Here is a 12,617-nt window from a genome sequence, read left to right as displayed (position 1 = left end):
TATGGAATATATGTTCCATTTTGCTAGATCGACATCGGAAGCGTGTCAAGCGTTTTGACAGCGGCAGGCAAGGCCGAAATCATTCGCCCCTGGAGGTCACGCGATGTGGCTGCTGATCATACCGAAAGGCAGGTTGAGCCGAAGCCCAAACGCTGCCGGGCGTCAATTGGTGGAAGGTATCTGCACGGCATTCTGGGGAAGGGCATAGACCTCGACTGGCGTTTCAAGGCCGCGCAGCAGCCATGGACCCAGATTTTCCAACCTGTCCCCATTTCCGGCCATACGAACGAATTCCTCGGAAAACAGCACGTTGCGGCCGGTTTCCTTGGTCAGTGTTTCCAGCCGCGAGGCGATGTTGACGGCGGGGCCGATGACAGTGAAATCGAGGCGGGTTTTTGAGCCGATATTGCCATACATGACATCGCCGACATGCACGCCGATGCCGTAACCCAGGGGATCATGACCCTTCTGGCAATTGATCTCATTGAGGGCAACAAGACCCTTTTGCGCGCTGGCGATGGCTTTCAGCAGGTTTTCACAGGCCTGCGGATCGCTGAGCGGAAAAATCGCCAGCAGCCCGTCACCCATGAATTTCAGGATTTCTCCGCCGAATTCTTCAATGGGGTCGCACATGGCGTCGAAATAGCCGTTCAGAAGCTCGATCACGTCATCGCGCGGCCAAAGGTCGGAAATATGGGTGAAATTGCGCAGGTCGCAGATCAGGATCGCCGCTCCCACCGTTATGCCGCTACCGCGTGTCGTGGCGCCGTTGAGAATTTTCTCGCCCGCATGCGGACCCACATAAGTTTCCAAAAGCGTGCGCGTCATGCGGTTTTTGAGGCGTATTTCACTGACCAGCGCCAAAGCCGGCAGCAGGTTTTTCAGGGCCGCGATTTCGCTGTCGGAAAAACCGCCCGGCTGGTCACTGGAGAATGTCGCGACGTGGCGCTTTCCGAAAGTGTGCTCGATCGGCCAGGCGCAATAATCCGTCAGCCCTTCGGCCCGCAGCTCGTCATAGATCGTATAACCGGGTTCATCGATGTCATCGCCATTCAGCCGGTGGCGGACTTCCGTCGCACCCTGGTGGATGTCGTTGATGGGGCTGTTGAGATATTCGGGCGTGCTTTCCGAGCCGTAACCATAGGTGGCGATTTCGGCGGTGGGCATGCCGGCTTTCCACAATATCCGCGCGCCAAGCCATTGCGGGTGGCGGATGCGGAAAGCAAGAACGCCCCTTGCGATGGAGATTCCGCTTGCCCGCAGCCTGTCGCAAAGCTCCACGAATATCTCGTCGATAAAACGCTCGTCCTTGGTGCCGGTCACGAGCCAGTCGAGAATTTCGGTCTTCTCTGCCGGCCACAATTCATCCAATGCTGAAGAAACCCGTTCTTCGGTGTTAAGACTGAGTGTCATGGCAGGATTCCGGAGATTGTTGCTGTTATCGCACGGGCAGGGCGCATGCCGAACTTCATCGAACATGGTCGCTCGTGAACCCCATGTGGTGCCGGATAACAAAAATGTTAAGAGAGGACTTCGGAAAATCTTCCGGAAGATATTTGCGGCCTCAGGCCACGCGCGCCGCCCGGATGTTCTCCTGAACATCGTCCCCGGCGGCGCTGAGATTTTTCGTGATCGCTAAGGGCGATCAGATAACGGTTTCGACAGGAATATGCAGGGCAGCGGCAACGCGTCTGATACGCGATGGATCGCTGTCGGTGCCGTCTTCCAGTGCGTGGATTTCGGTGGTGGTGAGACCGCAGGTGACAGCAAGCTGTTCGACCGTATAGCCGGCGAGCGTGCGCGCGGTCAGGACCTTTTTGGCAAAAGGAGCATCGGTTTCGTGATCGGAATTAAGTTCTGAGACTGAAATTGTCATTATTGCATCTCCCTGATGATGGACACTTAAATGCGGGCGGCAAGGAAAAGTTGCCGGGGGCCGAATGCGACCGCGTTGCCGGAGAAGAAATCGTGCTGCAACGCAGCGAGGAACATAGACGCTTCGCCCACCTACGCAATAGTTAAATTTTGTTAAGATTCGTGATCGCCGCATTCCTGCGGCATTTTTCGTGGTGGAAACGGCCGGACGACAGGCAATTTTCCAGTTTCGGGCAGGCTGTATTTCAAAATGCAGGCTTAAAGCATGCCCCAGGCGCGGAAACGGCCGCGACCCGTAACTTCCCGCAATTCCAGCTGATTGGCGAGCCCGATTGCGCCCTGCGGTGTGGTGCCGAGTTCCTTGACGATCATTGCCGCTGAAACCACCGGCCGGGAAACCACCAGCTCCACCAGTTCCGGCAAACGTGAGGATGAGCGCCGGCCGGTGAGCTTGCGCATCATGCGATCCCGCGCGTGGGTCAGCCGGTCATGTTCTTTCAGACTGGTCTGGGCCGCCTCGTAAAAACTGTCCAGAAGGGCAAGCAGCCGCTGTGTCTGGTTTCTGGCGTGTCGGCGCTCGCGCGGAACGGCGCGGAGACCGGCGCTGAGCGCCGGCAGGTGATCGGGCGTCACGGCCCCCTCACGCAGAAAGGCGGCGGCCAGAAGCCGGCCGAGCCAGGGGCTGCGTTGTAACACCTCGATCATGTTCCACGCGTCGAGCAGAATGGCGGTGCGAAGGATAGTTGGCAGTTCTGCCGTCCTTGCATGCAGTTCCAGCCATTCTTTCAGCCGTTCATCCTCGTCCCAGTCAGGCTCGTTGATGATCGGATGGCCTTCCTGCCGCTGATTCACGGGCGCGGGCATGTTACCGGCGGTAATCGCCTCAAGCGTCGCGGAGCTTCGCGCCAGCAGCGCATCCAGTTCGGAAAAAGCCCCGTCCAGCAACGCTTCCCCATCCGTCCCGCTCTCTTCGCTGCGGGTGTGATCTCCGGTTTCCTGGGGACGTGGCACCTCGTCGGCTGCAAGTGTGGCTCTGCCCCGTAATCTGGAAAGGCCGGGCGCAGTGAAGGCCCAGCCGGCGGCATTGGAAAAGATCAGCCGCCTCGACCGCAATATCCGGTGCGCCGCCGTCATCTCGTGGGTAGGCGCGCGCACGTCCATATGGGCGTCATGCAGGACCAGATCTTCCATATGGACAAGTTCGCCATCGACCCACATGGAGGAAATCGCATCGGTAAAATCCTGCCTTTCGATGAAGCCGTGTTTCATCGGCGAGCGGCTGATCCGCTCGTCCAGCCGCGCCAGCGCTTCGCCTGCACGGGCGGCGGCGATGAGAAGCTTTTCGATCTGGATGTCCGATATATCATAAATCATTGATATTTTTTAGTTTGAGCGCGCACGGCTTACAAGACGGATTGCAATGGCCCGGTTCTGCTTTTCCCGGTATCATCGTCGCCGATCCTGCGGCGCGGACCGGTATGGAGGGCCGGGCTTCACGAGGACGCGGGTCACTTCTGACGTTTCTACCGTATTGTTGCGATGCAGCATAAACTTGCGCATCGCAGCATGACGGGTATATACCCCCGCCAAGAGCGACAAATTATCACACCTTCCGTTCGCCCTTCCATCTCCAGACGAAGATGAATTGGAGTTTACCCGTGAATATTATGGCAAATGGTCCCGCCACCGCGCCGGATCAGAAAACCCGTTTGAAATCCATTATCGGCGGATCGGCGGGCAATCTCGTCGAATGGTACGACTGGTACGTCTATTCGGCCTTCACCCTTTATTTCGCGCCGGTGTTCTTCCCTTCCGGAAACCAGACCGCCGAACTGTTGAGCGCTGCCGCCGTTTTTGCCGTCGGATTTCTGATGCGGCCCATCGGGGCCTGGTTCATGGGCACCTATGCCGACCGCAAGGGCCGCAAGGCCGGCCTGACCTTGTCCGTTACGCTGATGTGTCTCGGCTCCCTGCTGATCGCCATTACACCCGGCCATGAGACGATCGGCATTGCCGCGCCTGCCATTCTGGTTTTCGCCCGCCTTCTGCAGGGCATCAGCGTCGGCGGCGAATATGGCGCCAGCGCTACCTATCTCAGTGAAATGGCCGGCAAGAGCCGTCGCGGCTTCTTCTCCAGCTTCCAGTATGTAACGCTGATCTCCGGCCAGCTTCTGGCGCTGGCGGTGCTTCTGGTGCTGCAGCGGATGCTGACGCCGATACAGCTTGGCGAGTGGGGCTGGCGCATTCCCTTCTTCATCGGCGGCATTCTGGCGATTGCGGTATTTTACATCCGTCGTGGCCTTGCCGAAACGCAGTCTTTCGAAAACGCCAAGGCGGGCGACGCCGACAAGCCGAAATCCAGCGGATGGGCGCTTTTCAAGCACTATCCGCGGGAAGCATTGATGGTCATGGCGCTGACATCAGGCGGCACGCTCGCCTTCTACGCCTACACCACCTATCTGCAGAAATTCCTCGTCAACACCTCCGGTTTCAGCAAGGAAAGTGCGACTGAAATTACCACGGCGGCGCTTTTCGTCTTCATGTTGTGTCAGCCGCTTGCCGGTGCGCTGTCCGATAAGATCGGCCGCAAACCGCTGATGGTGGGTTTCGGCATTCTCGGCACGCTGTTTACCTACCTCATCTTCACCACGCTGGCGACGACGACCGATCCGATCATGGCTTTCGCCCTCGTTCTGGTCGGCCTGCTGATCGTTACCGGCTACACCTCCATCAATGCGGTGGTGAAGGCGGAAATGTTCCCCGCCCATATCCGCGCGCTTGGCGTGGCGCTGCCCTATGCGCTGGCGAATACCATTTTTGGTGGAACGGCGGAGTTCGTGGCTTTGAAGTTCAAGCAGATCGGCCATGAAAACTGGTTCTTCTGGTATGTAACGGTCATGATTGCGCTGTCGCTGGTGGTCTATGTGAAGATGCGCGATACACGCGATCACAGCCACATCCACGAGGATTGAGCGGTACATCCAGACATAAAAGCCCCGTCCTTTTGGCGGGGCTTTCTGTTTTCAGTGCCTTCAGGCGGTTTCGACAGGCAGAACTACGCGCGCCTCAAAACCGTCTTGCCGGCCGGGTGCGGGTGAAGAAAGCAGCAATTCGCCGCCGGTCTGTTCCACCAGGCTTTTGACGATCGCAAGGCCAAGCCCGGTGCCATCCGCCTTGGTCGGGCCTCGGGCAAAACGGGTCGTCAGTTTGGGCAGCAGCGCCCCGTCGATTGCCGGTCCGGAATTGATGATGCGGATCGTGCCGTCCTGTTCCGCCAAAATCTGCACCGGGCTTCCCGCCGGGCTGTGGATCAGGGCATTTTCGAGAAGGTTGCGCACGATGATGCCGAAGGCGTCCGCGCCTATCCTGCAGGACAGGCCGTCCTCGCAGTGATTGGTGAAGCGGATGCGGGATTTGCCTATCGCCGTTCTCACCATGTCGTCGATGACGAGTTCGAGAACGGGGATGACATCATTTGCCGTATCGGTCACGCCGATCCTTGCTTCGGCCCGCGACATCTGCAGCAGCTTTTCGGCGAGATGGCCCAGATGTTGCAGGGATTTCTCGATATTCTCGACGCGCGGCGCAAGTTCCGGCGGAATATCGGCATGCAGCCGCTGCGCCTGCGCCAGCGCGCCGGCAATTGGCGTCCGCAATTCGTGCGCGCTATTGGCGGTGAATTCCCGCTCGGCTTCGATTGCCGATCGCAGCCGTCCAAGCAGCAGATTGACCGAGCGGGCGATGGGATGCAGTTCGCCGGGAAAAGGCTGCGTTTCGAGCGGTGCAAGATTGCCGCCATCTTTTTTGCCGATCTCGTCGCGCAGGGTCTGTATCGGTTGCAGGGTCCTGCGCACCACCACGATCACCGCAAAGATGCTGGCGGGAATGAGGATGAGTACGGGCAAAAGCAGCGCGCTGCCCGCTTCCTCGATCGCCTCGCGCCGGTTGGCGAAGGCATCGGCGACCTGCAGGAAATAATTGCCGTCCGGCGTTGCAACCGTGTAGATGCGCTGTGTCGCGGTTTCGGAAAAACCGGGATCGAGTGAGACTTCGAAAGGCTCCGTCGAACTATCATGCGAATGCAGCACGACCTGTCCTTCCCGGTCGCGCACCTGATAGGTCAGATATTCCGCGCCTTCCGCCGAAGGGTTGAGCTTGCGCGAGGCCGGCGCCGTGTTGTTTTCCCTGAGATCGTCGGCCAGAAGCGGCAGCAGCCTTTCGGCCGTTTCCTGCACGCCGGCATCGAAAATCTCGGCAAATTCGTCCTGCATCACCATGACGCCGAGCCCGCAGGCGAGGAGCCAGGATATGGCGACGACGCTGGTCAGCGCCGTCACGAGCTTGCGGGTCATGCTGGTCGGTCTGGCCATCTCTGCCTACTTGTTATTTACTTGCTAGCCGTCTGGCTCACTTGATCGTGTAGCCGACGCCGCGCACGGTCTCCACGCGGTCATGGCCGATTTTCTTGCGCAGCCGGCTGATATAGACCTCGACCGTGTTGCTTTCTATTTCCGCGCCGAATTCGTAAAGCGTGTCGTGCAACTGGGCTTTCGAGACGACGGCGCCGGGATGTTCAACCAGCTTTTCAAGCACGGCCCATTCGCGGGCGCTGAGTGTCTGGGCCGTTCCATCGACCGTGATATTGCGCGCCACCTGGTTGATCTCGATGCCGGGCAGGCGAATGACGGGCGCCGAGCGGCCCTCGTAACGGCGCGAGACCGCCAGCATGCGCGCCGAAAGCTCATCGAGGTCGAAAGGCTTGACCAGATAGTCATCCGCGCCGGCGTTCAGCCCGGCAATCCGGTCGGAAACCTGATCATGTGCCGTTAGGATGATCACCGGTGTGGCGTCGTCGCGCTTGCGCAGCGCTTGCAGAAGGGTGATGCCTTCGCCATCCGGCAGGCGCATGTCGAGCAGGATCAGGCCATAGGCCATGGTCAGCGTTGCCGCCATGGCGTCGTCCAGCGTCTTGAACCAGTCAACAGCATGGCCGGCCGCTGCGACATGGTCTCGCAACGCTTCACCTAAAACATGATCGTCTTCAACAAGCAGAACCCGCAAGACAGCTCCCTTTATCGCGTCGTCCTGCGTATCGCTTTCACGGGATAAGCGTCAAGCACTGTTCGTTCAGCTGCTCTGGCGCTGGGTGCAGCCGCCGAAGACGTCCAGCGAGGGATCGTAGACGGAAGTGGAGACGTTCATCATGCCAAGGATGCTGTGGAAATAATTGTCGTGGGAGCGTCCACCCTCTGCAGCACTTTTCGCAAGGCAGGCCCGGTTAAGCCCCATGGACTTGGCGAAATCATCGTCGAACCAGACGAGAAACGGCACGTGGGTCTGCTGGTCAGGGGCAAGCAGGTAGGGTGCACCATGCAGGTAGACACCGTTCTCGCCAAGCGATTCGCCGTGGTCGGAGGCATAGATCATGCCGGTCGCCAGCCTATCGGAGCGTGCTTTCAGCTTGTCGATCACGGTCGAGAGGAAGTGGTCGGTGTAGAGAAGCGTGTTGTCATAGGAATTGACGATCTCGGCATCGCTGCAATTGCCAAGCTCGGCTGTGCGGCAATCCGGTGTGAATTTGCGGAATTCGTCGGTGTAGCGCAGATAATAGGTCGGCCCGTGGCTACCCATCTGGTGCAGCACGATGACGCTATCCTTCGTGACGTTGTTGAGCCAGGCGTCGAGCTTGTCGAAGAAGATATCGTCGCGGCATTCTCCGCCGGTGCAGAAGCGGCTGTCATTGGTGGATGGCAGGTCGAAATAGGGGATACGGTCGGCGACGTTCTTGCTGCCGGTATTGTTGTCCAGCCATGTGGCGCTGACACCGGCGTGGACGAGGACGTCCATGACGTTTTCATTCGCGAGCGCCTTGCTATGGCTATATTGCGAACGCGGGAATTTCGAGAACATGCAGGGAATGGACATCGCCGTCGCGGTGCCGCAGCTGGTCGTGTTGGGGAAATAGATCACGTCGCGCTTGGCCAGTTCCGGATTGGTGTTGCGCCCATAGCCGTTCAGGGAAAAATTCGCGGCGCGAGCGGTTTCGCCCGCAACGATGACGGTGATGCGCGGCTTATGGACACCTCCAGCGGCGGGAAGAACCTTCGCATCCCTGCCGATTGGGCTGACCTGTATTTCGGCTTCCTGACCGGCCTGCGTGAAATAATGGACGGCGGACATCATCGGCGACAACGGGTTGACGCTTTTGACGATATCCTTGTGCTGCCGGATGGCAGTCGTGAATGTCTTTGAATTCGCAAAGCTGATGATGCCGACGATGCCGAGGCACACCAGGATGCTGATGGTGTTCCACAAAAGCTTGTCGAGGATTGGTCGATGCCGGATGCGGATGGCGGCAATGACGATGGACGGCACCAGTCCATAAATCGCCATGTGCCAGACAAAGCCGGGGGTAATCAGATTGCCCGCTTCCGCCTGCGTGGTTTCCATGGCGTTGCGGATCATGTCGCTGTCGATGACAACGCCGTAGCGGTCCATGAACCAGGAGGCGGCAGCCGCTGCGAATATGACGAAGACCAGAAACGGCTTGATGAGATATTTGGCGGAAAAAATGGTGATGAGGGCGCCGAAAAGCGCCGCCATGGCGACATAAAGCGCAACGATGGCAACCGGATAAGCGGAAAGATAGGTGTGAACCTTCGACCAGAATGTCTGGTTCATGAAAAACAGCAGATAGGCCGCCGTCAGCAGGCTGAGCGGCACGCTGCCGATTTCCGGACGATACGATTCAACGCCTGTCGCTTTCGCGGTAAAAAGAGCCAATGCCAGGTCCACCAGATTTCAAATGTGCCAGCGGTGGCGGAAAACGAGCAAAACGCCCCGTTCACGCCGCCGCATGGGCCGATGGATGGCGGATGCGTTATTTAGCTGACATCAACCTGAAAGCTCTGTCATGAAAGTGTCATATCAAGGCGTGGGTGCTTTCAGATCGATGGCTGGGCCTTGGCGTTGCGTCACCTAGCTCAGTCCGATTATCCCCGTTGCGGTGGTGCGGGTTGCAAATACGCGTGTTGCCCGGACCGGCAAAAGGCTGCCTGCGGAAAGGTTCTGGAAAGTGACGGTCGTTCCGGAAAGCAGGGTGAGGCAAAGCTGCCCGCCATTGCCGACATAAATGGCACGCGTGGGCGAAGGAAGCGGATTAGTATCGTCGGGCACGATGTCGAAACCGTGGGATGCCGGTGATTCCAGGCCGGCGGTGTAGTGTTCGTAAGTCTCAGCCATTGCTGTCTCCCGTAAATCAAAATCTGCCGTGATTATGCGGCGGATCTGGGCAGCGGGGATAAGTGGGCACGATATATCTGCGGCGGGTTTTTCGTCCCGCACGCGGTTTTCCCGAGAGACGGGTATTTTCCCTGCAATCTCCGGCGTTTGGCTTTACCGGCCTTGTCGCCATTCCCGTCGGGCAATCCGACGTGGCGGATTTTGCGTTCACATCAGGGAGTACGCCGCTGCCAGAGGTGAGTGCTTTCTGCCTTAGCTGCGTGTGTGGAGAATGAAGGCTCTCACTGCCGGAGAAGCTTCCGTTTTTCGATGGGCGATGGCGAGATCAGAGGTGGTGGAGCTTGCGGCAAGCGGCACATAACGTACGCCGGGCAACCTCAGGCAATCGAGTGAGCGTGGCACCAATGCCACGCCGAGACCAATGGCCACCATGCTGGCAATGGTGGTGTAGTCCCGGCCTTCCGGGCTGATCGCCGGCTGGAACCCGGCCTCGTTGCAGGCTTCTATCGTATTGTAATGAAAGCCGACATCCGGCGGCTGTCGCGGGGTGATGAAGGTTTCCCCTGCAAGGTTCTTCAGGTCGACCTGCAGCGCAAAGGCCAGGGGATGATTTTCCGGCAGGGCCGCCATCAGCGGTTCGCGCAGAACCACCTGGGTGGCGACCCCTTCCGGAATGGGCGCCGGTGGGCGGATGAAGGCGAAATCCAGATTGCCGTCGGCGATCTTGGCCAGTTGCAGCCGCATCTCCATTTCGATGAGTTGCAGTTCCACATCGGGATGGGAAGCGCGGAAACTGGCGATGGACTTTATCAGCAGGCCGGAATAGGCGGCAGAGGCCACATAACCGATGGAGATGCGGCCGGTCTCACCGCGATCCACACGTTTGAGGGCCGCAAGCGTTGCCTCGGCATTGGCGAGGATTTTCCGGGCATCCTCGTAGAGCAGCTGGCCGGGCGTGGTCAGCTTTACCGACCGGCGTGTCCGGTCGAGCAGCGGCATGCCGACAATATCCTCAAGCGCCATGATCTGCTGGCTCAAACCCGGCTGGGCAATGCCGAGGCGGGCGGCGGCGCGCTCGAAATTGCGCTCATCCACCAGCGTGGTGAAATAGCGCAGGTGGCGCAGCTCGAATGTGTCCGCCCGGCTTGCCGGCTTCCTGCCCATCATTGCGGCCTTTCGCAGTAGATTTGAATAATTCCAAGCTATTATCGATCGTGTTTTTCATAATCAATAGTTCTGAAAAAAACCGGCCTAGCTTATTGGATCACAATCTACACCTTGCGTAATAAGATGACTTAAATTCTCCAGAAAAATATCCGTTGATGACGGTGCGGGCGATAAAGGGTTTTGGCGTGCAGGGAAAAACCAAACACATTTCCATTCTGGCCGGCGGCTGCGCCGCCATTGCCTATGTGGCGTTTTTATCCTCAGGCGCTGCCCTTGCTCAAGAAGCCGGGACGACAGTGCTCCAGACCATCACCGTGGAAGGCGCCAAAAAACAGGACCCCAAGGCTCCCGTGAAGGGTTATGTGGCGAAAACCAGCGCCAGTGCCACCAAGACCGGCCGATCCCTGATCGAGACGCCGCAATCGGTCTCCGTCATCACCCGGGATCAGATGGATGCGCAGAATGTCCGCAATCTCAGCGAGGCGCTGAATTATGTGCCTGGTGTCGTCGCGCAGCCGTCAGGCTCCGATCCGCGCTTTGATGCGCCGCGAATTCGCGGCTTCGCCGGAAACCAGCTGCAGTTCCTCAATGGTCTCCGGCTGATGCGCACGGCCGGTGCACCCTCCTACGAAGTCTATGGCCTGGAGCGGGTGGAGGTCATTCGCGGGCCGGCCTCGGTGCTTTATGGTCAGGGTAATCCCGGTGGACTCATCAATCTCGTCAGCAAGCGGCCGACCTTCGAGCGTTTCGGTGAAGTAGGCGCGCAGATCGGCAGCTTCGATTATTACCAGTCGATGTTCGATATTGGTGGTCCGGTGGCGGATAGCGACAGCTTCGCCTATCGCCTGACCGGTCTTGCCCGCAATGCCCATGCCCAGACCGACAATCTGCAGAACGATCGTTATTTCATTGCGCCGGCTCTCACATGGCAGCCGGACGAGGATACGAAGCTGACGGTTCTTGCGTCCTATCAGCACGATAATCCAAGTTCACCTTCCGGCCTGCCGCCGGCGCTGACGTATTCGCGGCCTGGCAACATGCTGGACCGCAGTTTTTATGTCGGCGATCCGTCCTTTGATACGTCGAACCGTAAATTCACCAATATCGGCTATGAATTCGAGCATCGTTTCGACGATACTTTCACCTTCCGGCAAAATGCACGTTATTCCAATTTCGACTGGTCCTACCGGGCGCTCGGCATGTCTTCGACCAGCGGCGGCATGATCGGCAATCTCATCCGCCGGAATGCGACATTGCAGGACGAGCTGCTGAATACCTTCAATATCGATAACAGCCTGCAGGCGGATTTTTCAACCGGGCCGGTGGATCACACCCTGCTTGTCGGGCTGGATTATCGTTATTTCGATAACAACGTCAAAACCGAATTCTGGGCCGCGACGCCGCTCAATCCCGTCAACCCGGTCTATGGCGGGCCGATCAGCCTGACCTCGCGCACGCTTTATGCCGATGTGAAGACGGATATCTCGCAGATCGGCCTTTATGCCCAGGACGAGATGGCGATTGAGAACTGGCGCATCACTGCTGGCCTTCGGCAGGACTGGGCGAGTACCGGCGGCACGACCTTCAACGGCACGACCTATCGTGCACTCGACAAGGACGACCACAAGCTCACCGGTCGCGTCGGCGTCAGCTATCTCTTCGATGGCGGCATCGCACCCTATGTCAGCTATGCCACATCCTTCGAGCCGGTGCCGCAGCCGGCTGTCGGTGATGCGCCGAAGCCGACCACCGGCGAGCAATGGGAAGCCGGCATCAAATACCAGCCCGAAGGTTTCGACGGTTTCTTCTCCGCGGCGATCTATGATCTGAAGCAGAAGAATGTGACGACGACGGTGGGCGGCGTGACGCAGCAGATGGACGAGGCGCACGTGAAAGGCCTCGAACTTGAAGGCGCTGCAAGCATTGCCGACGGGCTCGATCTGCGTGCGGCCTATACCTACATGGACAGCGAAGTCGCCGGCCGCGTTAACAACGGCAGGGAACTGGACAATGCACCGCAGCATGCCGCGAGCCTGTGGCTCGACTACACATTTGCGGAGGATACGGCGCTTGAAGGCTTCGGGATCGGCGGCGGCGTCCGTTATGTCGGAAAGCGTTATGGCGATGCCGCCAATACCTTCGAAATGAAGGGTCTCGCTTTGCTCGATCTCGGCGTGCATTACGAGAAGAACGGCTATCGCGCTTCGCTCCTCGTGCAAAACTTGACTGATAAAGAATATATTTCTAGTTGCTCCACTTTCGGATGCTATTACGGTGACGGAAGAACGGTTATGGGCAAGCTGACCTATCGTTGGTGAAGCCATATCAAGTGA

10 protein-coding genes are annotated in these 12,617 nt (G+C 58.5%); 2 read left to right on the top strand and 8 right to left on the bottom strand.

What is annotated here, in order from left to right; translation table 11 throughout:
• Positions 1-162 precede the first annotated feature (162 nt).
• The 3 genes from M0412_RS19725 to M0412_RS19715 all read right to left on the bottom strand — a co-directional run bounded on the left by M0412_RS19725 (position 163) and on the right by M0412_RS19715 (position 3,249).
• Positions 163-1,413 carry an adenylate/guanylate cyclase domain-containing protein gene (locus M0412_RS19725; RefSeq protein WP_142842517.1) on the bottom strand — a complete coding sequence of 417 codons (1,251 nt, stop codon included), beginning with the start codon at positions 1,411-1,413 and terminating at the stop codon, positions 163-165.
• Between the two features lie 232 nt (positions 1,414-1,645).
• The gene (locus M0412_RS19720) at positions 1,646-1,876 is read right to left on the bottom strand and encodes a helix-turn-helix domain-containing protein (protein WP_046801638.1); all 231 of its coding nucleotides are present in this window, start codon (positions 1,874-1,876) and stop codon (positions 1,646-1,648) included.
• A 257-nt stretch (positions 1,877-2,133) separates the two neighbouring features.
• Positions 2,134-3,249 (bottom strand): RHE_PE00001 family protein, encoded by a 1,116-nt coding sequence (locus M0412_RS19715; RefSeq protein WP_269701540.1) that lies wholly within the window; start codon positions 3,247-3,249, stop codon positions 2,134-2,136.
• A gap of 293 nt (positions 3,250-3,542) precedes the next feature.
• On the opposite strand from M0412_RS19715, the gene M0412_RS19710 reads away from it, so the two are divergent.
• The gene (locus M0412_RS19710) at positions 3,543-4,847 is read left to right on the top strand and encodes an MFS transporter (RefSeq protein WP_269701787.1); all 1,305 of its coding nucleotides are present in this window, start codon (positions 3,543-3,545) and stop codon (positions 4,845-4,847) included.
• 60 nt (positions 4,848-4,907) lie between these two features.
• Here M0412_RS19710 and M0412_RS19705 read toward each other — a convergent pair whose 3' ends face one another.
• The 5 genes from M0412_RS19705 to M0412_RS19685 all read right to left on the bottom strand — a co-directional run bounded on the left by M0412_RS19705 (position 4,908) and on the right by M0412_RS19685 (position 10,284).
• A complete protein-coding gene (locus M0412_RS19705) occupies positions 4,908-6,245 on the bottom strand; it encodes a HAMP domain-containing sensor histidine kinase (protein ID WP_269701542.1) in 1,338 nt (445 codons plus the stop codon).
• Positions 6,246-6,282: 37 nt separating this feature from the next.
• Positions 6,283-6,936, bottom strand: a complete 654-nt coding sequence (locus tag M0412_RS19700; RefSeq protein WP_142842513.1) for a response regulator transcription factor — start codon at positions 6,934-6,936, stop codon at positions 6,283-6,285.
• 66 nt (positions 6,937-7,002) lie between these two features.
• Positions 7,003-8,670 carry a phosphoethanolamine transferase gene (locus tag M0412_RS19695; RefSeq protein WP_269701544.1) on the bottom strand — a complete coding sequence of 556 codons (1,668 nt, stop codon included), beginning with the start codon at positions 8,668-8,670 and terminating at the stop codon, positions 7,003-7,005.
• Positions 8,671-8,853: 183 nt separating this feature from the next.
• A complete protein-coding gene (locus M0412_RS19690; protein WP_142842511.1) occupies positions 8,854-9,117 on the bottom strand; it encodes a hypothetical protein in 264 nt (87 codons plus the stop codon).
• A 252-nt stretch (positions 9,118-9,369) separates the two neighbouring features.
• Positions 9,370-10,284: a LysR family transcriptional regulator gene (locus tag M0412_RS19685; RefSeq protein WP_269701547.1), complete on the bottom strand. Its 915-nt coding sequence runs from the start codon at positions 10,282-10,284 to the stop codon at positions 9,370-9,372.
• Positions 10,285-10,439: 155 nt separating this feature from the next.
• Between M0412_RS19685 and M0412_RS19680 the strand changes: the two genes are divergently transcribed.
• Entirely contained in the window at positions 10,440-12,602 is a 2,163-nt protein-coding gene (locus M0412_RS19680) for a TonB-dependent siderophore receptor (protein WP_269701549.1), read from the top strand.
• Positions 12,603-12,617: the final 15 nt, after the last annotated feature.

Source organism: Agrobacterium sp. O3.4, from assembly GCF_041414895.1.
GTDB classification, from domain to species: Bacteria; Pseudomonadota; Alphaproteobacteria; order Rhizobiales; family Rhizobiaceae; genus Agrobacterium; species Agrobacterium cucumeris.
Note: the sequence above shows the minus strand (reverse complement) of the source record. Positions and strands in the feature narration are given on the sequence as shown.